20 protein-coding genes and 3 pseudogenes are annotated in these 20,159 nt (G+C 70.5%); 10 read left to right on the top strand and 13 right to left on the bottom strand.

All coding sequences use genetic code 11. From position 1 onward, the window contains the following. Positions 1–93 precede the first annotated feature (93 nt). A pseudogene (locus LRS74_RS00285) lies at positions 94–534 on the bottom strand (NAD(P)H-binding protein); the annotation flags it as partial. Between the two features lie 69 nt (positions 535–603). On the opposite strand from LRS74_RS00285, the gene LRS74_RS00290 reads away from it, so the two are divergent. Then, positions 604–900, top strand: coding sequence for an AraC family transcriptional regulator (locus LRS74_RS00290; RefSeq protein WP_277739009.1), 297 nt, complete (start codon positions 604–606; stop codon positions 898–900). A gap of 22 nt (positions 901–922) precedes the next feature. Here LRS74_RS00290 and LRS74_RS00295 read toward each other — a convergent pair whose 3' ends face one another. Beyond that, positions 923–1,954, bottom strand: coding sequence for a TIGR04222 domain-containing membrane protein (locus tag LRS74_RS00295; protein WP_277739010.1), 1,032 nt, complete (start codon positions 1,952–1,954; stop codon positions 923–925). 1,316 nt (positions 1,955–3,270) lie between these two features. Beyond that, positions 3,271–3,603 carry an Ig-like domain-containing protein gene (locus LRS74_RS00300; RefSeq protein WP_277739011.1) on the bottom strand — a complete coding sequence of 111 codons (333 nt, stop codon included), beginning with the start codon at positions 3,601–3,603 and terminating at the stop codon, positions 3,271–3,273. Positions 3,604–3,658: 55 nt separating this feature from the next. Here LRS74_RS00300 and LRS74_RS00305 point away from each other — a divergent pair, with 55 nt between their 5' ends. From LRS74_RS00305 to LRS74_RS00315, 3 genes and pseudogenes are all read left to right on the top strand, one after another. After that, on the top strand, positions 3,659–4,477 hold the full coding sequence (locus tag LRS74_RS00305; RefSeq protein ID WP_277739012.1) for an AraC family transcriptional regulator: 819 nt from the start codon (positions 3,659–3,661) through the stop codon (positions 4,475–4,477). 121 nt (positions 4,478–4,598) lie between these two features. Continuing rightward, complete coding sequence (locus tag LRS74_RS00310) at positions 4,599–6,110, top strand: L-lactate permease (RefSeq protein ID WP_277739013.1); 1,512 nt, start codon at positions 4,599–4,601, stop codon at positions 6,108–6,110. A gap of 439 nt (positions 6,111–6,549) precedes the next feature. Further along, positions 6,550–6,788 (top strand): annotated as a pseudogene (locus LRS74_RS00315) (helix-turn-helix domain-containing protein); the annotation flags it as partial. 148 nt (positions 6,789–6,936) lie between these two features. Here the strand turns inward: LRS74_RS00315 and LRS74_RS00320 are convergent. Together LRS74_RS00320 and LRS74_RS00325 are read right to left on the bottom strand one after the other, a co-directional pair. Further along, positions 6,937–7,491, bottom strand: coding sequence for a hypothetical protein (locus tag LRS74_RS00320; RefSeq protein WP_277739014.1), 555 nt, complete (start codon positions 7,489–7,491; stop codon positions 6,937–6,939). Between the two features lie 114 nt (positions 7,492–7,605). Next, positions 7,606–8,610, bottom strand: a complete 1,005-nt coding sequence (locus LRS74_RS00325) for a helix-turn-helix domain-containing protein (RefSeq protein WP_277739015.1) — start codon at positions 8,608–8,610, stop codon at positions 7,606–7,608. A 125-nt stretch (positions 8,611–8,735) separates the two neighbouring features. Here LRS74_RS00325 and LRS74_RS00330 point away from each other — a divergent pair, with 125 nt between their 5' ends. Next, positions 8,736–8,975 carry a hypothetical protein gene (locus LRS74_RS00330; protein ID WP_277739016.1) on the top strand — a complete coding sequence of 80 codons (240 nt, stop codon included), beginning with the start codon at positions 8,736–8,738 and terminating at the stop codon, positions 8,973–8,975. Between the two features lie 754 nt (positions 8,976–9,729). On the opposite strand, the gene LRS74_RS00335 is transcribed toward LRS74_RS00330, so the two are convergent. Further along, positions 9,730–10,566, bottom strand: a complete 837-nt coding sequence (locus LRS74_RS00335; RefSeq protein WP_277739017.1) for a helix-turn-helix transcriptional regulator — start codon at positions 10,564–10,566, stop codon at positions 9,730–9,732. 101 nt (positions 10,567–10,667) lie between these two features. On the opposite strand from LRS74_RS00335, the gene LRS74_RS00340 reads away from it, so the two are divergent. Both LRS74_RS00340 and LRS74_RS00345 read left to right on the top strand, forming a co-directional pair. Beyond that, positions 10,668–11,438, top strand: a complete 771-nt coding sequence (locus LRS74_RS00340) for an SDR family oxidoreductase (RefSeq protein WP_277739018.1) — start codon at positions 10,668–10,670, stop codon at positions 11,436–11,438. A 902-nt stretch (positions 11,439–12,340) separates the two neighbouring features. Then, positions 12,341–13,273 carry an alpha/beta fold hydrolase gene (locus tag LRS74_RS00345; protein ID WP_277739019.1) on the top strand — a complete coding sequence of 311 codons (933 nt, stop codon included), beginning with the start codon at positions 12,341–12,343 and terminating at the stop codon, positions 13,271–13,273. 882 nt (positions 13,274–14,155) lie between these two features. On the opposite strand, the gene LRS74_RS00350 is transcribed toward LRS74_RS00345, so the two are convergent. Further along, positions 14,156–14,767 (bottom strand): CGNR zinc finger domain-containing protein, encoded by a 612-nt coding sequence (locus tag LRS74_RS00350; protein ID WP_277739020.1) that lies wholly within the window; start codon positions 14,765–14,767, stop codon positions 14,156–14,158. A 103-nt stretch (positions 14,768–14,870) separates the two neighbouring features. Here LRS74_RS00350 and LRS74_RS00355 point away from each other — a divergent pair, with 103 nt between their 5' ends. Continuing rightward, positions 14,871–15,719 carry an SDR family NAD(P)-dependent oxidoreductase gene (locus LRS74_RS00355; RefSeq protein ID WP_277739021.1) on the top strand — a complete coding sequence of 283 codons (849 nt, stop codon included), beginning with the start codon at positions 14,871–14,873 and terminating at the stop codon, positions 15,717–15,719. Positions 15,720–15,882: 163 nt separating this feature from the next. Here the strand turns inward: LRS74_RS00355 and LRS74_RS00360 are convergent. Then, positions 15,883–16,268: pseudogene (locus LRS74_RS00360) on the bottom strand (transposase family protein); the annotation flags it as partial. On the opposite strand from LRS74_RS00360, the gene LRS74_RS00365 reads away from it, so the two are divergent. Beyond that, positions 16,248–16,631 (top strand): hypothetical protein, encoded by a 384-nt coding sequence (locus LRS74_RS00365; RefSeq protein WP_277739022.1) that lies wholly within the window; start codon positions 16,248–16,250, stop codon positions 16,629–16,631. The pseudogene LRS74_RS00360 and the gene LRS74_RS00365 sit on opposite strands and share 21 nt — an antisense overlap. A gap of 97 nt (positions 16,632–16,728) precedes the next feature. Here LRS74_RS00365 and LRS74_RS00370 read toward each other — a convergent pair whose 3' ends face one another. Genes LRS74_RS00370 through LRS74_RS00380 form a run of 3 tightly spaced genes read right to left on the bottom strand, consistent with a single transcriptional unit; the run spans position 16,729 to position 18,074 of the window. Then, the gene (locus LRS74_RS00370) at positions 16,729–16,938 is read right to left on the bottom strand and encodes a 4-oxalocrotonate tautomerase family protein (protein WP_277739023.1); all 210 of its coding nucleotides are present in this window, start codon (positions 16,936–16,938) and stop codon (positions 16,729–16,731) included. A gap of 6 nt (positions 16,939–16,944) precedes the next feature. Next, complete coding sequence (locus tag LRS74_RS00375) at positions 16,945–17,337, bottom strand: nuclear transport factor 2 family protein (protein ID WP_277739024.1); 393 nt, start codon at positions 17,335–17,337, stop codon at positions 16,945–16,947. Next, positions 17,337–18,074, bottom strand: coding sequence for an SDR family oxidoreductase (locus LRS74_RS00380; protein ID WP_277739025.1), 738 nt, complete (start codon positions 18,072–18,074; stop codon positions 17,337–17,339). Before LRS74_RS00380 ends, LRS74_RS00375 begins: the two co-directional genes overlap by 1 nt. A gap of 106 nt (positions 18,075–18,180) precedes the next feature. On the opposite strand from LRS74_RS00380, the gene LRS74_RS00385 reads away from it, so the two are divergent. Then, positions 18,181–19,080 carry a LysR family transcriptional regulator gene (locus tag LRS74_RS00385; RefSeq protein WP_277739026.1) on the top strand — a complete coding sequence of 300 codons (900 nt, stop codon included), beginning with the start codon at positions 18,181–18,183 and terminating at the stop codon, positions 19,078–19,080. 67 nt (positions 19,081–19,147) lie between these two features. Here LRS74_RS00385 and LRS74_RS00390 read toward each other — a convergent pair whose 3' ends face one another. Both LRS74_RS00390 and LRS74_RS00395 read right to left on the bottom strand, forming a co-directional pair. Then, positions 19,148–19,321, bottom strand: a complete 174-nt coding sequence (locus tag LRS74_RS00390; protein WP_277739027.1) for a hypothetical protein — start codon at positions 19,319–19,321, stop codon at positions 19,148–19,150. Positions 19,322–19,349: 28 nt separating this feature from the next. Next, the gene (locus tag LRS74_RS00395) at positions 19,350–19,928 is read right to left on the bottom strand and encodes a hypothetical protein (protein WP_277739028.1); all 579 of its coding nucleotides are present in this window, start codon (positions 19,926–19,928) and stop codon (positions 19,350–19,352) included. Positions 19,929–20,159: the final 231 nt, after the last annotated feature.

Genomic DNA, 20,159 nt, shown 5'->3' on the forward strand with positions numbered 1-20,159 from the left:
GGAGCAGCCGGGGGTAGACGGCGGGTACGCGCAGTTCCAGGACGTCGATGGGAACGCCCGGTCCCTGCCGCTGCGTTCCCCCGAGCCCACGGTTCAGCCTGTCTCCACCTGCTCCGGTGTGGCCATGGTGCCGATCTCAACACATCGGCACCAGGCGATGTCCGCCGCGTCGATGAAGGGCTCGCGCCCGTCTCCGGCGGGAGTCGCGAGCGTGCCGGCGCGGACGTCCGAGAGGAAGAAGTCGGGGGCGTCGAAGTCCTGCGCGAACCAGCGGGGGCGCAGCACCGTCCACTCCAGGCCCGAGGCCCGGACGGCCGCCTCCGTCTCCGGTATGCCACCGTCGCCGGGGTCGATACCGCGCACCGAGAGCTGGACGATCCGGCGGACCTCGGCGGCCTTCGCCCGCGCCACGAACTCCGAGCGCTCGGGCGGGCCGAGCGTCTCGATGGGGACGAGGTAGACGGCCTGTACGCCGGAGAGCGCCCGGGTCTGGGTGGCAGGGTCGGCCCAGTCGAAGCGGATGGCCGTCGGAGCGGGAGGCGGCGCGGACGGTGTGGCCGAGGGCGTGCCTGCTCGATCTCATCGCAGCCGAGGTCGAGCACGATGAGCCGGGGCGGCAGGTGGTGCTGGACCGCTTTCTGGATCTCCTCCTGGATGCGGGCGCCGCGCTCGTGGTTCGCTCGCCCCGACAGCACCCCGCCGACCGGGTACCGGGCGCTCGCCGGCCCGGAGATCGGGCAGGTGCTGCGGTCGTTGCACGAGGGCCCGGCCCGCCCGTGGACGGTCGCTTCGCTGGCGCACGAGGCGGGCATGTCCCGTACCGCGTTCGCGCGCCGCTTCTCGGCCCTGGTCGGCAGGCCCCCGCTGACCTGTCTGACGGAGTGTCCTGGACCTATCTGACGGAGTGTCCTCGCCGCGAGAGTCAGGCTCCTGTGCCGCTGTCCCCGCTCGAACCGCTGTCGCCGCCGGACCAGCTGTCGCTGCCCGCCGTCTCGCTTGGTCCAGAGTCACCGCCGGATCCGCTGAAGGCGTCGGACCACCATGCGGAGGAGTCGCCGGCGACCGTGCCGACGCCGCAGTCTGCCAGCACCTCGCAGACCGGCTGATCGCCCAGGGCGCCGATGCCGTCCAGTGCCAGTGCCAGGGCGATGCCGCCACCGGCCTCGGCTGCCGCGCCGGTGGCGTACGGCGAACGGTCACGCCGGGCACCGTGCAGGACGTCCCGGCCAAGGGCGGTGGCGGGAACGGGGTCCGGAAGGACGGTGTCGCCGACCATGCGGCACAGCAGGCCGGCGAGGCACATCAAAACCACTACGGTCAGGCCGTACCACGCCATGGTTTTCGCGTCAGCGATCTCGCCGGCCCGGGCGAATCCCATGAACGTCACACCCGTCGCGAGGACCGCGAGCACCGGGTAGATCCTGGCGCACAGCCGGAGCAGGAGATGCCCGAGGCGGAGCCGCGTGCCCTGTGCGGTGTCGTGGGCCAGGCCTCGGTGGACCAGGGATTCGCCGATGGCCGCGATCTCCTGGTTGGCGATCAGTCGGCCGCGGAGATCCCCCAGGGTGACTGCGCCTGCGTGGCGCCCTGCTTCGGCGTGTTCGTCGGTGATCGCCCGTTCGGCCGGGGTCCGCGGCAGGCTGTCGGCGGTGAGACGGACCTTCCCCTGGGCGTCGACCCTCAGCAGTCCGTCCTGCTCCATGGTGAGCAGGGCGGTGTCGACGGTCCGCGGGGCGCCGCCCTGGAGCCAGGCGATCTCCAGGACCTCGCGCGAGGCCCCGCCCGCGGCGGGGCGGGTGCCCCAGTGCGCGGCGGTCGTCACCGCCGGGAGATCCGGGGCGGGGGTCGTACGGCGGGCGGCGCGGCGAGCGTGGGCCTCTGCCCGCCAGCCGTAGACGGCGCACACGACGGCCAGGGCGTAGCCCGGCAGGAGCAGGAAGTATCCGAAGGACATGGAGGATTCGTTTTCCCAGGTGGTGTGGAGAAATGAGTGCAGGGGACGTGGGGGAACCGGGTCGGCCGCGGCCTGTGGGGGCTACGGACATGCACCGAGCCGGCGCACCGCCGTCCCTCCGTAGGGAGAGCCCACCATGCGGCGTGGCGGTTCCGGCGGGCTTACCTCGGCCGGCCGGCAGGTGCCGGCGGGCCGACACCTGGCGCGAGGACGCTGCCGCGCACGTGCGGCTCCCACCCGCCCTCAGGACGGGGTACGACGGCGGGGCCGCGTCACTGGTGATGGACTGGTGCGGGTCGGCGGCCAGGGTGAAGCAGAAGCCGGTGAAGGGGCTGTCGCGCCTGGGAACCGCCCACCCTGGCGAGAGGCGCATCGTCCCGAGTCGCGGCGTTCCGTCGGTGCGCCGGCCGCAGCAGCGCCCCATAGAGTTGGCCGACGGAGCAAGGTGCAGCCGAGACAAGGGGGACGAGCGTGCCAGCGACCGGGACAGCCGGAGCAGCGGAGATCTCTGAGCGAGCAGTCGCTTCCGCTCCCCCGCCCGCGCGCGCACGCACGCTGGGCTCCCTGCTGTGGGCGGTGCTGATCCCGCTGGTGACCGTCGTGGGTGCGTTCCTCGCCCAGCTCCCCTGGCTCCTGTGGGCGGGGGCGGTCATCGCGCTCGTCGCGGGCGCGGCCGCGGCCATCGTGGCGGGCGGCGTCTGGCACCGGGCGGGCGCCGCGACCCTGGCGACCGTCGCCACCTTTGCGCTTGGGCTCTTTGCGGGACCCACTCTGTATGAGACGTACGCCAAGCGGTACGGCGAGAAGGTGGACGCCGTGGTGGCCGACACCGGGAGCCGGGCCAACCTCAAGGGGACCGAACTCGACGTATGCCGCGTGGTCGACACCTCGGGCACGGTCCAGGACCTGTCCAACCAACAGAACTGCCACGGCCAGTTCAAGCCGAGGCAGCACGTCATCCTGTTCGAAGACCCGCTCGGCGTCCTTGACCCGTGGGTCGAGGCCACGGACAACCGCGGCCTCGACACCGTCAGTCTGTCGGTCACCGGCGCCCTGTTCACCATCACCGCCGCGGGCGCTGTTCTCCGCGGGGATACGGCGGCGCTCGAACCAGGAAGTGACGGCGAAGAAGCTCCGCACATACGGCCCCCCGCGGCGATCGGAGGCGTAGGCCCCGGCGCGCCGCACCGTGGATGGGCACCTGTGACCGAGGCGGACGACCCGGCACGTGCGCCTCACCCACATGCCTCATCATCAACGCGCCCCCGACCGGCTCAGTCCGGGTACCGGCGTCCTCCGGCAGGTCCAGGACCTCGTCAGCAGCCGGGGTTGCCGTTCTTCGGAGCCCGCCCGTGGTGCTTGCACGTGTTGACGGTGTGGACGAGTGTTTCGGGGGTGGTGCTGTTGGAGGCGTAGTCGGCGTCGCCGGAGTAGGTGGCGGTGATGGTGTGGCTGCCGACGGTCAGGTGCCTGAGGGCCAGTCGGGCGGTGCTGCAGTTGCGGACGCTGGGCTTGAGCTCGGACGTGCCCGCGACGGTGCCGTCGACGGCGAAGGTGACGTTGCCGGTCGGGCGGGGTTCGCCCGGTCCCCCGGCACTGGCCCGGCTGGGCCAGCCGCGCCTTCCCCACGGTCGCTGTTCGGTGGCCACCGACGTTGTGAGCAGGGCCCTATGGCGGGGAGTACCGGTCTGCGATCATGCACCGATGGGAGCGGGAGGCGAGCACGCACGGCTGTGGACCGCGGTCGGCAGTCCGCAGGTGGAGCTGCTTGCTGCTCGATTCGAGCGCTTCGCGTTCGACCGACACAGCCACGAGCAGCTCTCCGTCGGCGTCATCGAACAGGGCGCGGAGGGGCTGCACATGGCCGGCGAGAAGGTCGTGGTGCCCGCCGGACAACTGGTGATCCTCAACCCCGGCCAGGTGCACACCGGCTTCGCCGCCGCGGAGTCCGGCTGGCGGTACCGGATGTTCTACTTCGACACCGCGATGGTCGACGAACTGGCCCGCGAGCACCTGGGGGTTCCGGACGTCTGGTTTCCGGAGACGGCCGTACGGGACGCAGGGCTGTTCGCCCGGCTGCGCCGCGTCCACCGGGAGCAGGAGCGCGCCGCCGATCCCCTCACCGCCGAGTCCCTGCTGCTCGGTGGCCTGGGCGCGGTGCTGCGGCGGCATGCCCGCACCGGCAGGGCGTCCGCCGCCAGGCCGCCGCGCGACGTGCGCCGCGGTCCGGATCTGGCCCGGCAGCTGCTGCACGACCGGTGGACCGAGCCCGTCACCGTCGCTGAGCTCAGCGCCGCCGCGGGCATGCCGCGGGCCACGCTCATCGCCGCCTTCCGCCAGGCGTACGGGCTGCCGCCGCACGCCTATCTGCTGCGGCTGCGCGCCAACCGGGCCCGCCGCCTCCTGCTGGCCGGGCAACGGCCGGCGGAGGTGGCGGGCGCCGCGGGCTTCGCCGACCAGGCGCACCTGACCCGGGTCTGCAAGCGGTACTTCGGGGTCACGCCGGGAGCCATCCGTCACTGAGCCCCTGAGCCCCTGCGTTCCGTGGAAGCTTCCGCGACTTTCGTTCAAGACCACGGCCGGTCACCACCGCAAGGCTGTGTGCCCGGTCGTACAGGCGAGAGACGAAAGGCGACTGGAACACATGATCTGGGCGATAGCGGTGTCCCCGCTCGTCATGGTGCTGGGAATCATCACCGGTCTGCGCCGGCCGGCGCACTGGGCGGCGGTCGCGGGCACCGCGCTGGCGGCGGTGCTGATCTGGTGGCTGCCGGACTTCACGCTGCCCGACGCGGCGCTGGCGACGGGGGCCAGGGCATCTGGTCTGCTGGTGCTCAACGCCGCCGCGGTGATGCTGCCCGGCGTCTACCTCAGCCAGGTGCTCACCCGTCGGGAGGTGCACCGATCGCTGCAGGATTGGGTGCGCGGGCTGCCGCTTCCCGGACCGGCGAAGATCGCCCTGGTGGTGGCGGGCATCGCGCCCACCGTGGAGGCGCTCACCGGCTTCGGGGTGTCGCTGCTGGTCACCGTGCCCGTGCTGCTCGCCCTGGCACCACCCCCGACCGCCCTGCGGCAGGCCATGCTCGGCATGAACATCATGCCGTGGGGCACCCTCGGCCTCGCCACCGTCATCGGTGCCGCGCTCACCGGCACGGAGACGGCCACCCTGGGCACCGCCACCGCGGTCGCCAGCGGCCTGGTCTTCCCGCTGGTGACGGTGTGGGCGGCGCTGCTGGCCGGCCCGCGGCGCCGGTTCCGTACCGCCGCCATGGCAGCGGTCGCGGGCGCCACGCTCTCGCTCGGGCTGCTGGCGCTCAACCTGATGGGCGTGGTCCAACCGGCGGGCGTCCTGGCGGGGTTGCTCACCACGACCATCGGACTGGCGCTCTGCGCCACCCGTCGATCCCGCTTCGGCGCGGAGACGGCCCGACTCCGGTCCGGCGCGGAGCCCACCGGTTCCCGCTTCGACGCGGCGCCCGCCGGTGGGCTGCTGCCGCCGCGTGCGGTCCTGCGCGCGTACGGCCTCGTCCTCGGCGGTATCGCGCTCACGCGCGCGGCGAAGGCCATCGGAGTCCCGACCGTGGAGCTGCACGCGGGTGGCGCGAGCTTCGCGCTGCTGTCCTCACCGGGCCTGCCCCTGCTGGCCGCCGCCCTGCTGCTGGACCGCGGCCGCCCGCACGGACCGGACGCCCGCGCCGCGCTGGCCCGCGTCGCTCGGCCGCTGCTCGCCCTGACCGGATTCGTCGCCCTCGGGCGGCTGATGGCGGACAGCGGCATGATCGGGGAGCTGGGTGCGGCGGTCGCCGGGGCGCCGCCGCTGGTCACCGCGCTGGCCGCGCCCGCGCTCGGCATGCTCAGCGGCTTCATCACCGGCTCGAACGTCGGCGGCAACGCGATGATGATGCCGCTTCAGGAGCGCCTCGCCGGGAGCGGCGCAGGGCTCGACACCTGGTTCGCGGCCCTGCAGAACAGCGCCGCGGGCCACGCCGTCTTCACCTCACTGCCGATGATCATGCTGATCCTGGCTGTGGCGGGCGACCGCGCGAAGACCGCGGACGTCTCAGAGCACACGCTCCTGCGCTTCGGCCTCCGCGTGGCGGCCGCCGTATACGCCACACTGGCGGCCACGGCGGTGGTCCTCGTCCTGTACGCCTGATCCCCGATTACCGACCACACCACCGGCCTGCCGTTCGCCGGCGGGCCGGCCGGTCGAGTTGCTCACCGACAGCACCGACCGCAGCGCCACCTGGGCCGCGCCGGTACGTGATTCCGCCGGGCGGGGGATCGTCGAGATCTCCCTCGTCGCGATCTTCCTCGTCGCGCCGGCGATCGTCCTCGGCACCCGGCCGGCGCGACGGCGCAGCCAGCACCTCGTCGAGGCGGCCAAGCGGCTGGGCATCCGGTTCCGACGCGGGTCCGGACGGTTACCCGCACGCACCCGACGGGACGCCGGACGCCCCGGCGGGCCCGTCACCCGCACGCCCGGGCAGCTGCCCCGGCCCCCTTTCAGCCCGGGCTGGATCGAGGTGTGGGCCTGGGCGTGCCGGGGGCATGGCCTTCCTGCTCCACTACGAGCCGGCCAGGGCCTACGAGCCACCCCGCTGCCATGGCTGCTGACCCGGCGGTTCCGCCACGCCCAGGAGCTGCTGGAGACCACCCCGACACCATCGACACCATCGCGACGGCCACCGGCATGGGCACCGCCACGACGCTGCGTCGCCACTTCGACCGCACGGTCGGCGTGCCTCCGGACACCTACCGTCGCACCTTCCGTTCGGGGAACCGCTCTGGCCTCGACGGCAGCGAGCAGCGCCCATGGCCCCGAGTCGACTGAGTCGACGTCAACGAACACCACGGGATCCCCGTGGGCTCCTTCGGCCACGCTGACCGACACCTGCCATGCTCGCCGCTGACGGGCATCGGGCCCCTTCCCCCTCGCGGGCTGTCGCCTGGGAGGGGGAAGGGGCCCGCATCACCTGTCTCTACTTCCTGTACTTGTAGCCCCAGTCCTGGAGGTACTCGTTGTCGTCACAGTAGGCGAACGAGGGCGTCCGCTCCTTCTGCCACGGACCGTAGTGCGTCCTCCAGGCGGACTTCGGCGACGTCTTGCTCACCGAACACCAGACCTTGGCCCGCACGTAGCCTCCGTGCTGGGTGAGGTCGTGGCAACCCACGAAGCTGTAGCCGCCCAACTTCAGGTGGCCCCATGGGTGTTCCACACAGTTCGGGGCCTTGGCCCGCTTGTCAGCCGTGCTCTCCGCGACGGCGTAGGACGGCGCGGTCGCTGGCGCGCCCTTGGGGTCGATCGTGGCGGCCTGGGCGGTGAAGGTGTTGCCACCCGTCTCGGCAGTGCCGGACTCCCCGGCCGGCACCGAGGTCGTCGCGGCCGGCGGCGCGGGCTGGTGGTGGTCTGCCTGTGCCGTGCCGGACAGGACGCCGACTCCCAGAACGGTGATGGTGGCGATGGTCGTGACAGTGCGTCGGACCTGCGAGGGATCCCCCTGATGGTGCGAATGGTCGTGTCGCCGCTTCGGCACGGTCTCCTGGCGCGCCGGAAGCCGATCGGGCGCGCCGGCACCGTCCTCGGCGGCAGCTGTCAGCCAGCCTGCCGGAGATACCGCCGGGCGTCGTTCGCACAGCCTCCACAGTGCTTAGCACTGAGTCCACGGGGTCGCCCCAGGGCCGTGGAGGGCTTGGTGCCGGTAGTCCCTCGGGGGCATGCCGTAGGCGGTGCGGAAGGCGCGCGTGAAGTCGGCGGCGCGGATGAAGCCCCAACGGGCGGCGATGGCGTGGATGGTGCTGGAGCACATCGCGGGGTCGGCGAGGTCCCGGCGGGCGCGTTCCAAGCGCTGCCGTCGAATCCAGGTCGCGATGGTCTCCTGCTCGGCCTGGAAGAGACGGTGCAGATAGCTGGTGGAGATGTTGTGCGCGGCGGCGATCGCACACGGGGTCAGCCGCGGGTCGTGCAGGTTCCGTTGGGCGTAGGCCCGAATGCGCAGCACCAGCGTTCGACTGCGGGATTCCGGCGGAAGGGAACGGTCGGCGTCCAGGACGTGGGCGAACAGTGCGGACAGCAGGTCGATCACGACCGTTCCCAGTCGGGGGCCGTCGCATGGCTGGTAGCAGCTGGTGTCCGCCGCCAGCTGGGTGAGGAACTGTACGAGCAGGGCACCGATCCCCTCCCGTCCGGACATCCCCTGGGCGAACAACCGGTCCACGCTGTTCCGCGGCAGGTGCAGCAGCGACTTGGGGATTTCGATGCCCAGGCCCGAGAACAGATCCGGACCGTTGGAGCAGTTGACCTCGAATGCCCGCGAGCTGTCGAAGACCCTTATCTCATAAGCCCCGTACACATCCTTCTGGTCACCCCAGGCGACTCGGTTGGTCCCCCGCAGAGGGAGTCCGATGTGGCAATGCTCGGGATCGGACTGGCGGACGAGCTTGGGGGTCCGGCGGAATCGAAGCGCCTGGTGGGTCGCGGGCCAGACATGAACGGCGCCCAGCTCCAGCACGCGTTGACGCGCCCGGAAATCCGCCCAGTGTTCGCTGTGAAGGTCCAGCGGTGCAGGGGAGGTTCGGCCGATGCGCTCGCACCAGAAGTCGAACCGGACCTCCGCGGGTAGATCGTCGGTACGGAACTCGGTCTCGGTCAGCATCCGGTCTTCTCCACCTCGTGGCCTCAATACTGTTTCGCCGCCCTGGATCAGGCGCCGAGTAGGCCTCGATTCTCGTTTCCAGACCTCGGGGTTCCGCCACGGGGTGGTTCACCCTCGGCACCACGATGACGACGTCCGATCCGATCTACGAGACCCTGCGCGCCCGGCTGGCGGAGATGTGGGGCGACGACGCCGGTCCCGACCCGAGCACCGCCGCCGACGTCGTCATGAAACCGGCCGAACTGCCGGACCCGCCGCGCCGTCTGATCGTGGGCAGCCGGTCGTTCGACATCGTCCAGGAGACGGACCGGGCCCGGCTCGAACAGTACCGGGCCGGGAAGCCCCTCAGCCGGGCACTGGGCTGACAGACCGCGGGAGCATACGGCTCGGCGTGAGATGACGACTCCGAGCGCGTCCTCTCAACGATCGCATCCGGAGCGAGGGCCATCCGGGCGAGGCGCACGGAGGGGAGGGCCAGAGCGTGCCGATGGCCACGCCTGTCCCCCAGCGACCGCCGCGGCCTCCGTCGGTCCGGCCACGACGATCGGCGGCGTTCAGCGCGGATTCACCCAGCTGGGGGCCAGGTCCCGGCGGCGTCGTGGTCGGCCGCTGTGGCGCCGAGGTGGGCGCGGAGTGATCACGTTGCCGTGACCCGGCTACCCGACCACAGCCGCGTCTGAGCGCTGCGGTTGGCCCGCGTGGCCAACCGGACGCCAAGAGCCGTGGCGGTAGCCGGCTTGCAGCCGAACCGGCAGCCGAGGCCAGTCCCGGCCCGCGTGACGAGGAGGAGTCCCACTTTGCGCGTTCTGAGGTCCCCAGGAGGTTGCGACGGCCGCGTACACCGCGTCGAGGGCCGCCTGGAGTGGGTAGGTCTCCGCGGTGTCGAGGAGCGCGGGGAGGGCCATGTGCGGCTGGGACATCGGCAGCGACGGGGCCGGCCTGCCTGCCGTGGACGCGGGCGACGACAAGCGAGCCACTTCAAACCTGCTGACCTGCGAGGCCCCTGGGGCTTGCTGGAGTCGGATGCCGGGACGACCGGCACGTCCGGTTCCGAGGGGCCGGGTCACGGCAACGTGACCCGGCTGCCCGACCTGGGAGGGCGTGCGCCGCGGTGTCGGCTCAGAGCTCCCGGCGCGAGGTCGCGGCCAGCGAGCCGAGGAGTGTGAGTGCGTCGCTGCTGGGTGAGTTCGGCTCCGCGTGGTAGACGACGAGTTCCTGGCCCGGGGCCGAGCGGACGTCGAAGGTCTGCATGGTCAGCGTCAGCGGCCCGACCTCGCGGTGCTCGAAGCGCTTGCGTTCCAGTGCCTTGCCCCGCACGTCGTGGCGGGCCCACATGTCGGCGAACTCCGGGCTGTGGTACAGCAGTTCGGTGAGCAGCTGCCGCAGCCGCCGGTCGTCAGGCGCCGCGCCGTAGCCGAGCCGAAAGCCTGCCACGGTGTTGCGCGCGACGTCGTACCAGTCGCGGTAGAAGGTGCGGGCCGCGGGGTCGGTGAACACGGCGTGCATGAGGTTGCGCGAGTGCGCCCAGCCGTGGAAGAGCGCGTCGGCGATCGTGTTGGAGGCGAGAACGTCGTACACGCGGTTGTAGACGATGGCCGGGTTGTGCGGCCAGGCTTCCATGAGCGCCAGCAGGCTCGGCTCGACCCGGTCTGCGACGGCGGGGGCACTGGTGCGTGCGTGGGGGCCGAGGCCGGCGAGCCGGAACAGGTGCAGCCGGCCGTCCTCGTCCAGCCGCAGCGCGGCGGCCAGGGCGTCGAGCACCTGCGCGGAGGGGGTGCGCTCCCGCCCCTGCTCCAGGCGTACGTAGTAGTCGGCGCTGACTCCGGCGAGGAGGGCCACCTCCTCGCGCCGAAGCCCCGGTACCCGGCGGTGCCCCGTAGAGGGGAGGTTCACCTGGGCCGGGGTGACGTGGGCGCGCCGGGCGGTGAGGTAGGCGCCGAGCTCTGAGCGTGCCATGCCGCCATGTTAGTCCGGGTCCGCCGCGCTTCCTGGGTGCGCTGCACCCATGAGGACGCCGCCTCTCCCTCAGGCGCTCCGGCTGGGACAGCCTCCAAGGCATGACCACACAACACCCGGAGAACACCAAGCCGGCCGACCGCAAGGTCGTCCTCGTCACCGGCGCCAGCAGCGGCATCGGCGCGGCCGTCGCCGCACGACTCGCGGCAGAGGGACACCAGGTGGTGGCCGGTGCACGCCGCACCGGCCACCTGCGGGCACTGGCGGAGAGCACGGCCGAGGCGGCCGCCCGCTCCGGCGGCGGCCTGCAGCCGGTACGGCTGGACGTGACGGACCGCGCGGACGTCGCGGCCTCCGTCCAGGCTGCCCGCGACCTCCACGGCCGCGTCGACGTCCTTGTCGCAAACGCCGGCGTCATGCCCCTGTCGCGGCTGGACTCCCTGCTCGTCGATGAGTGGGACCGGATGATCGACGTGAACGTCCGCGGCCTGCTGCACGGGATCGCCGCGGCCCTGCCCGTGTTCGCCGCGCAGGGCTCGGGGCACTTCGTCACGGTCGCGAGCATCGGGGCTCACCAGGTCGTGCCCACCGGAGCCGTCTACTGCGGCACGAAGTACGCGGCCTGGGCGATCACCGAGGGCCTGCGCCAGGAGTGCGACCCCTCGATCCGGGTCACGACCATCTCGCCTGGCGTGGTCGACTCCGAACTCGCCGACACCATCACCGATCCTGGCGCCGCCGAGGCCATGCGCGCCTACCGGGCCCACGCCATCGGGCCCGACACCATCGCCGGCGCCGTCTCGTACGCCCTCGCGCAGCCGGCCGACGTCGATGTCAACGAGATCGTCGTGCGACCCGTCCGCCAACGCTGAACCCACCGGAGGACCTCATGACCGCATCCCCGCCCCGCAGCCTGCCTCACCAGACGGACGGGGCTCGCGCGCCGGGCACCGTTCGCTGGGCACGGCCTGGTCCTGACGGTTACCCTCTCGGATCCACCACGACGAGCCACTGAGGTTTCGGTTCGGGGTGACGTCATGGCGGGGTCGGGATGAGTCTGGTCTCGGCGATGAATCCGTCTAGCTAGCCGTGCCCGAGGCCGGCGAGCAGCTGTCGCGCAGCGCGCTCCACCTCGCCTGAGCGGGGCCTGGCTGCCCAGCGAGCGCGCATTTACTGCGGTTGCCTGTTCCGGCCGGACTCCGGTTGGCCAAAAACGCGCCGCACACTCGCAATGCGCGCCGGGCGCGCCCCTGCACGACCCCTCGCCGGCTCTGGCCAATCGCGCATCACGGGCGCAGTGTTCTTGTCGCACAGCGGCCCGGCACGCGCGGGAACACAACTCTCAGGGCCACTGGAGCCCTCGTGAAGGGCTGTTCGCTGTTTCCTGAGGAGGGATCACGGGCAGGGCGCATCGCATCCGTTCTGGTCGGCCCAGGTGCTGGTGTGGTCAGGTGCCGTCGAGAGCGAAGTAGCGCAGGGCGGTGAACCGGGCCTCGATGGGGTTCAGCCGATGAGAAAGCGTCAGTTCGGGCTACTGCTAGGGCAGGCCCGTGGCCTGCATGTTTCTGTCTTCGGATCAGGTCGGCAGCCCTTGGCTGCCGTACTACGGAATGTGGAGGCATATGTGGCCAGGTTTCGGAACGATGTGCGAGTACGGTTTGTTCTCGGGCTGGCCGCGCTGCTGGCGCTATGCGTGCCCAGCGGGGCAGCGCAGGCAGCGCCGGCCTCGTGCCAGGGTGCCGGCGTCCCCGTCACCGGTCTCGTGTCGGCGACGATGCACGGCACCCTGTGCGTGCCCGCGGGTGGTACGGCCGACACGGTGATGGTGCTGGTGCCCGGCGCAACGTACAACCACACCTACTGGGACTTCCCGTACCAACCCGAGACGTACAACTTCCGCCAGGCCATGAATGATGCCGGCTACGCCACCTTCGTCGTGGACCGGCTCGGAACCGGCGCGAGCTCACGCCCGCCCAGCGCCCTGGTCACCGCGTCCGTCCAGGCCGAGGCCGTGCACCAGGTGATCCAGGCCCTGCGCGACGGCCGGGTCGGCGGCATGGTCTTCCGCAAGGCCATCCTCGGCGGCCATTCGCTCGGCTCGCTGATCAGCGTCATCGAAGCGGGCACCTACAACGACGCGGACGCCGTGGTGCTCACAGGCATCACCCACCGGATCGTCGCCCCGAAGGCCGTGGACCTCTTCACCTCGTCCCTCTACCCCGCAGCCCTGGACCCGGCATTCGCCGGAAAATCCTACGACCCGGGGTACCTGACCACCAGGCCCGGCACCCGGGGCGCCGACTTCTACGCCCCTGCGACCACCGACCCGGCGGTGCTCGCCACTGATGAGGCGACCAAGGACGTGTTCAGCACCGCCGAGACGCCCGACGGTCTCGGCGTGGCCGACCTCCTGCCGTACTCCCGCCAGATCCAGCACCCGGTCCTGCTCGCCGTCGGCGACCAGGACGGATTCTTCTGCGACTCCCTGAGCGGCAACTGCGCCAGCGCGGCGGCGCTCAAGACCCAGGAGGACCCGTACTTCGGGTCTGCGGCCTGCCTGCGCACGTACGTCGAGCCCGGTGCGGGCCACGACCTGAATCTGGCCACCAACACCGTCCCGTACCAGCGGGCGGTGCGGGACTGGGTCGACGCGTTCGTCGGAGCGGGACCCGAACCGGTCACGCCGCCCGCGAATGCCTGCGTCTAGGGCCGCATCGCGGGTGTGGGCCGGTCAGCGCGCGGACGCGGACCGCGCGAGCAGACGTGTCCGCTGTTGGATACCCAGGGCCCTGAATGCGGCGGGTACGGGAGATTTCCATCTAACGGCACGATCCCGCCGTCGAGATGCCGGGGAGGGGCGACACGTGGCTGGCGGGCGCGGTGAAGACGACATCGGCAGGCTCTGCGACCTCCCGGGCAAGGGCCGACGGTCCGGAGACCTGCGCGACGGCCCACAGCGTGACCGAACACTCGAATGCTCTCGCGAGCACCTGGCTGACCTGGCCGAGCAGTACGAACGTTGGCCGTTGAGGAACGCCGAGCTGTGGGCCGGGAAGATCACCCGCGTGATGTAGCAGCATCCCGAGGGGATCAGCGAGGAGGACCTGGCCGAGGAGACCAGCCTGAACCCGACCGAGATCGAGCTCGGGGTCTTGCGGCAGAACCTGGACTTCCTGCGTTGGGAGCAGCGGTTCGGCCAGAGCGATGGCCCGATGCCTCGGATGAGTGACCGGTCGTCGGCGTGACGACGATGAGAATGATGTTGGTCGTGGTCACGCGGCGGATGGCATCGGGGTGGGCACGGCCGGCGGCCGCGCTCGCTTCCGGGCCGGTTTGCGGGTGAGGCGGGGACGCCCAGGTGATGGCCCTGTCCTCCCGACGCTCCGGCGAAGTGACAAGTGGCTCAGAGTGACCGATCGTTGCCTTCGGCCTGGGGGTGGCAAGGTCGGCGTGGGCCGCTTCCACGGCTTCGGGATACGCCTGGCGCTTCTCGTGCTCGGCGCGTGCCCGGTAGATGCTGGCCAGGCCGGGGTTCTGGCCCGTGCGCTTGCCGGTGGGGTTGATCACCCTCCTCGCTGGAAGGGCGGTCTCACGCCTCGGGCGGCGCACCACTGCCATGGCGCTGCCGCTGGCGGTGTTTGCGCATGGACACCTGAGAGCCGCAGCCAGTACTGCAGTACAGCCCTCCCCCATTGCGGGTGCGGTCGAAGAAACCGAAATGGCATGGGGGGTTCCGGCACGCCTTGATGCGCCCCCAGTCGCTGCTCTGCGCAAACGTCGTCACCGCAGCCAGTACGGTTCCGAACACGCGCGGAACCCCCGCCTGCGGCGAGGCCAGCTCTACACCGCCGGCCGTGACCACCGTCGCCAGCGGGTAGAGCGAACCCACACGTCGCAGGTGCCGCTCGGCACGCAGCAGCGGCTCACCCAGACTTTCCTCATCGCCCGAGTGCGCGAGCAGCACAGTCACCAGGGCATCACGCAGCTCGCGCGCGACCGCGGCGTCAGCGTCGGTCACCACGGTTTCGCCACCGAACTCGTCGCGCTCCGCCAGCCACGCCGCGAACGAGTCCCCGTCCCCGAACAACTCTCGGCGACCCGATCCGTCCGCGCGCGTGTTCACGAACGCGAGAACGGTCTCCACCGTCGGCGTGACGGTGCGTGGGCTGGGTTTGGGGGATCCGGCTGCCGCAGTGATCATCCTCCCAGAGTACATCAGCGTGAGCGGTACTAATCCAGCTAGGAAGCAACCTCCCAGTCGATCTAGGTTGACTCGTTGCGAGCTAACCGCTTACGGTCGCAACATGAACGGAACATCCAACCCCCAGACCCACCTCCGCACATGGCTGATCACCGGCGCGACGTCCGGCATCGGCCGCGAACTGACGCTCCAGGCACTGGAGAACGGCGACACCGTCTCGGCCCTCGCCCGCGACACCTCCTCCCTGGACGAACTGGCACAAACGCACGGTGAGCGTCTGCTTCTCATCCAGGCGGACGTACGTGACGAGCGAGCCGTCCGGGACGCGGTGGAAGGCACGCTCGCACGGTTCGGTCGTATCGACGTGGTGGCCAACAACGCGGGATACGGACTGTTCGGAGCCGTTGAGGAGGCATCCGACACGCAGGTCCGTGCCGTGTTCGACACCAATGTCTTCGGAGTGCTCAACGTGCTCCGCGCGACGTTGCCGGTGCTCCGCGCCCAGCGGTCCGGGCACATCCTCCAGGGCTCGTCGGTCTACGGGCAGTCCGCCCATCCCGGCGTGGGTCTGCTGGCCGCCACCAAGCACGCCGTCGAGGGGCTGTCGGACGCGCTCGCGGCCGAGGTCGCACCGCTCGGCATCAAGGTCACGATCATCCAGCCCGGCCTGACCGCGACCCCCTTCCTTGCCAACCTCGATGTCGCGGACGGCCTGGGCGACTACGACCAGACCGTCCGCGAGGTTCAGAAAGGCATCGGAGAGCTGCCGGCATCCGCGTTCTCCGCCGCGGCACGGATCGCCGCAGGCATCCGGACCGCGGTCGACAGCCCCAACCCTCCGCTGCGCCTGGCCCTTGGCGCCTCCAGCGCGACGGGCATGCGCCCCGCTTTGGAGGCACGCATCGCAGACCTGGACAGCTGGCAGCGTGTGACCGACGCCGTCGACAGGTAGCAAGCCACGAATCCCGCCGGGAACATGGTCATGGCGGAGGCGGCCCGGCCCTCCTCACCGCCCGGCCATGACCAGTGGGTCTGGGTCGAAGCCACGGCAGGTGGCTTCGCCCCAGAAGAGCATCGAGACCGCCGCCACCAAGGTGACCGTTCGCCGGGTAGCAGTAGTTCTTGGAGGACGCGGACACCGTCCGTCCCGGCTGGGCACCAAAGTACCGTCCACGATGAGGCCTTGGTGCCGTCCCGACTTGCGTTTGCATGGTGCCAGGGCCAGCAGGGGACCGTGCCGGCTGATGATCCGGCCGACGGCCGCCGGGGAGATCCCGAACAGCGGAGCGAGCTGACGCATAGTGAGGTTGGTGCGGCAGTACATCGCCACCAGCAGCACCCTCTCCTCCAACGTCAGCGCCCAGGGACGGTCCGACCGGTCTGGGCTCAGAGCCCTCCCGCCATCACGGTGGACAGCCCGCACTAGACGCAGGAACTGGCGCGGGCGAAGACCGGTGAATACCTCGACGAGCTCACGGCGTTGAGCAGTGACGTCTTGCACGACCAGCTCAACACCGCACCCGATCTGGAGGTACGAGACAGTCTGGAGGGCCGCTCCGTCGCCACCCTCGCCCGCGAGCACGGCGTCAGCCGCGGCGCCATCCGGACCGCCGTCGCCGACCTCATGCCCGACCACACCGCCATCGAGGAGGACGCCCCCGCTTCAGAGCTGCCGGCCACCGTCGACACGCCGGGCAAGGTCGCCGACTTCCCCCTTGAGGGTAAGGTCGAGAGCTCTGCGGGGATGCCTGCACGACCCGCAGGCGAACACGACCGCCCGCTGGTTCAGGCATTCTCACTGCTCTTACGAAGCCCGCCACGGGTCGAGGCGATGTGCGCGCTCATCGACACCATCCGGCCGTGATCGTTCTCACCGATAACCGCTGTACTGATGTTCCCCGAGGTCGAAAGTCGACCGGGCGGGACCTGCCGAGCACCTGCTTCCGCCGCTTCCGGCGTTCTCAACTCCCCAGCTGGCGCCTGCGGAATTCCTCGGCCGGCAGTCCGCCGATCCCCCAGTCCTCCAGCTCGACCTCGTCGATGACCACGAAGGTCGTGGCCGGGTTCTTGTCGAGCACCTTCACCAGCAGATCGGTCACGCCCGCGATGATCTCGGCCTTCTGCCCGGGCGTGGCACCCTCTCGGGTGATCTTCACATTGACATAGGGCATGGCAGCTCAGTCCTCATCCTCAACCGTCTCGAAGTGGAAGACCTTCGAGACGATCTGCCACCGCCCCTCGACCCGCACCAGCGTCAGGAAGTCCCAGTACCGCCTCGGTCCCATCGAGCACTCCACCCGGGCCAGTGCCGTCACCGGCCCGGCGAATTCGACCGACACGATGCGGTCGCGCCGCGCCTCACCCCGCGCGGCCGGCGGTTCACGGCGGCGGACCACCGGGAAGTACTCGTCCATGCTCAGCCGTAGCAGTTCGCCGTCGCCCCCGCCCTCGGTCGCGGTGGCGTAGACGGCGCCGGGGTGGAAGACCCGGCCGAGCAGCTCCGTGTCCCCGTGGTAGAGACCGTCGAAGTACTGCCGGAGCACCTTGTCCACGTCGTGCTGTGCGGTCATCAAGAACGCCCCGTCACATGGCCGCCGTCCACGCGCAGGGCGTGGCCGGTGATGAACTCGGCGCCCGCGAGGTACACGACCGCGTCCGCGATCTCGGAGATCTCGTCCACACGGTTGAGCAGCGCCAGCCCGCCGAAGGAGTCCACGTCCGAGTCCCCGTGCAGCGGGGTCCGGATCACGCCCGGCGCCACCAGGTTGACGCGGATCCCGTCCGTCGCGAGTTCGGCGGCCAGGCTGGTGGTGAGCGTGTGCACGCCGCCCTTGCTGATGACCGGAGCCGACGCGGGGAAGCCGGCGATCGCGTGGTCGGCCAGCACCGTGCCGATGTTGACTATGCTTCCGCCGCGGCCCTGCTCCCGCATCCGGCGCACCACGGCCTGGGTGGTCAGGTAGGTCCCCTTGAGGTTGCCCGCCAGGTACCCGTCCAGCTCCTCCTCCGTCACGTCGGTGAACGGCTTCGGTGCGAACGTTCCGGCGTTGTTCACGAGGACGTCCACGCTCCCGAAGCGCTCCACGGCAGCCCGTACGAGTGCCTCGCCCGTCGCCGCGTCCTCGATGCTGCCCGCTACCTGGGCGACCCGCTCGCCGTGACCGAGCTGTGCGGCGGCCTTCGCGAGCCGGTCCTCGTCCCGCCCGTTGAGCACGACACCGGCGCCCCGGACCAGGAAGGCATGGGCGATCCCCAGCCCGATTCCGCTCGATGCCCCTGTGACCACCGCGGTGATGTTCGTCGACACTCCAACCACTCCTGATTCGCTGTCATCCATCCCGACACCACCGAACCTAGGGCTGACCGATCAATAACACCACGTTGGAATTTGAAGCCTGCAATAATCCACGGTTATGACTGTGGATTTGCGCGATCTTGAGCTCCTCGCCGCCACCGCCGACTCCGGCTCCCTCACCGCAGCAGCGGAACGCCTCTACGTCAGCCAGCCCGCGCTCAGCCAGCGCCTCACCCGCCTCGAGGACCGGCTCGGCATGCCGCTTTTCGACCGCACGGGCCGCAGGCTGGTCCCGAACGCCGCAGGCCGACGCCTGCTGGTGGCGGCGCATCACGTCCTGGACGAGCTGCGCTCGGCAACGCGCGACCTCCATGAGATGCGTGACGGCCGCAACCGCCGGGTGCGTTTCACCGCACAGTGCAGCACCACCTTCCAGTGGCTACCCCCGGTCATCCGTGCCTTCCGCGACCGGCACCCGGACGCTGAGGTCCGCATCGAATCCGTACCCGACGACGCGCCGGTCCCCGCGCTCCTTGCCGACCGCGTGGACGTCGCTCTGGTCACCAAGCCGGACCCGGAGATGGACCGGGTCAGCCTGACCCGCCTCTTCGATGACGAGATGGTGGCCGTGGTCCCCTCCGACCACCCCTGGGCCGCCCGCCCCCACCTCACAGCGAAGGACTTCACGGACGCCCACCTGATCCTGTACGACGCCTACGACCAGACCCGGATCCCCTCGATCCCGCTCCCCCTGCCGCCCCAGGCGCGGCCGGCCCGCATCACCACGATGCCCGTGATCACGGACCTGGTCATCGAGATGGTCGCCGGCGGCCAGGGCGCGACCATCCTCCCCAACTGGGCAGCCGCGCCGTACACGGACTCCCACGGCCTGGCGCTGATCCAGATCGACGCCACCCCCATGGCCCGCACCTGGTACCTGGCCACCCGCCAGGGCCCCCGCCCGCCCCACCTGCAGGCGTTCGTCGATGAACTGACCACCCACCTCACGCGTCCATAACCGAGCATCCGTCTCCGGAGGCCCGGGGGGGCGGACCGTGGAGAGTGCCGTACCGGACAGTTGGGGATCACGCAACAAGAGCGCTGCCACACGCCTGGGCTTCGTTCGCCAGCACCACGCCCTCCTGATCATCCACATCATCCCGGACAACCCGCTGAGCAAGCCCCGTACCCGCGCGCACCGCAGCGATGGTGGTGGTGAACTTCCCGGTGGTGATGCTGGTCGGCGCGGCGATGTTCACCTTGCCGCCCTCCAAACCGAAGCCGGTGTCACGGTCGGCTCAAGCGTTGCATCTGAGCCAGCAACCGTGCCTGTTCGAGCTTCAGCGCCTCGAAAGAGCTCCGCAGGTAGGCATCCAACTCCGCACGCGGGAAATTGCCAGCGATCGACACGTGATCGTCGACCTGGACGGAGTCGAACCCGTCTTCCTCCCAGCGCGCGACGATGGGCTCATAGCAGGCCACATGCGCGCACAACTCCTTCAGGGGCTCGGGCATGGTGTCCTCGCGCAACAGGTCGGCATGGGATACGACGGTCTCGACCATGCGCCGGTTGAGCGGCATGAAGACCGTTGACATCCACAAACGCCAGGTGGCGGCCTGCTCCGTAGTGGCAGGGGCCGATACCGTCCATACGGTCCCATACCGGGCTGCAAACTTTCGCCATGCTCGATCCGCAGCCTCCGACTGAGCGTAGAGCGGACCGTAGAGCTCACTGAGCTGGCGGTTGATCCGATCCAGATGATCCTTGCGGCGTGCCAGACGTAGATTCGTCAGGTAGGTCGCCCCGTAACCGAAGGCCGCCACGAACACCGTGACCACCAAAGGGACCACAACACTCAGCTGCACGAGCCACGACACTACCCATGGTTGAAGAGTTGCGTAGGTGAAACCTCAGCTTTGGCCCGGTCATCGCCACAGCATCTGGTCCGGCTCCACAAACTCGCCGCCGGATATCCTCCCGCTCTCTCCGAGCTGGCCAAACGCCCACGGCGTCCCCACGATGCCGGGCCGCGGCGATCCTGCGTGACGAGCTCACAGGAAAGGATTTGAGCGAGGCGGCGCCCCGTTGCTACTTTC

The sequence above is a fragment of the Streptomyces sp. LX-29 genome, from assembly GCF_029541745.1.
GTDB lineage: Bacteria > Actinomycetota > Actinomycetes > Streptomycetales > Streptomycetaceae > Streptomyces.

Excerpts from the sequence above, each read along its gene's own strand:
- LRS74_RS00290 (WP_277739009.1), top strand. The coding sequence starts at position 604 with ATGAGCCGGGGCGGCAGGTGGTGCTGGACCGCTTTCTGGATCTCCTCC.
- LRS74_RS00295 (WP_277739010.1), bottom strand. The coding sequence starts at position 1,954 with ATGTCCTTCGGATACTTCCTGCTCCTGCCGGGCTACGCCCTGGCCGTC.
- LRS74_RS00305 (WP_277739012.1), top strand. The coding sequence starts at position 3,659 with ATGGGAGCGGGAGGCGAGCACGCACGGCTGTGGACCGCGGTCGGCAGT.
- LRS74_RS00310 (WP_277739013.1), top strand. The coding sequence starts at position 4,599 with ATGATCTGGGCGATAGCGGTGTCCCCGCTCGTCATGGTGCTGGGAATC.
- LRS74_RS00325 (WP_277739015.1), bottom strand. The coding sequence starts at position 8,610 with ATGCTGACCGAGACCGAGTTCCGTACCGACGATCTACCCGCGGAGGTC.
- LRS74_RS00330 (WP_277739016.1), top strand. The coding sequence starts at position 8,736 with ATGACGACGTCCGATCCGATCTACGAGACCCTGCGCGCCCGGCTGGCG.
- LRS74_RS00335 (WP_277739017.1), bottom strand. The coding sequence starts at position 10,566 with ATGGCACGCTCAGAGCTCGGCGCCTACCTCACCGCCCGGCGCGCCCAC.
- LRS74_RS00340 (WP_277739018.1), top strand. The coding sequence starts at position 10,668 with ATGACCACACAACACCCGGAGAACACCAAGCCGGCCGACCGCAAGGTC.
- LRS74_RS00345 (WP_277739019.1), top strand. The coding sequence starts at position 12,341 with ATGCACGGCACCCTGTGCGTGCCCGCGGGTGGTACGGCCGACACGGTG.
- LRS74_RS00350 (WP_277739020.1), bottom strand. The coding sequence starts at position 14,767 with ATGATCACTGCGGCAGCCGGATCCCCCAAACCCAGCCCACGCACCGTC.
- LRS74_RS00355 (WP_277739021.1), top strand. The coding sequence starts at position 14,871 with ATGAACGGAACATCCAACCCCCAGACCCACCTCCGCACATGGCTGATC.
- LRS74_RS00370 (WP_277739023.1), bottom strand. The coding sequence starts at position 16,938 with ATGCCCTATGTCAATGTGAAGATCACCCGAGAGGGTGCCACGCCCGGG.
- LRS74_RS00375 (WP_277739024.1), bottom strand. The coding sequence starts at position 17,337 with ATGACCGCACAGCACGACGTGGACAAGGTGCTCCGGCAGTACTTCGAC.
- LRS74_RS00385 (WP_277739026.1), top strand. The coding sequence starts at position 18,181 with ATGACTGTGGATTTGCGCGATCTTGAGCTCCTCGCCGCCACCGCCGAC.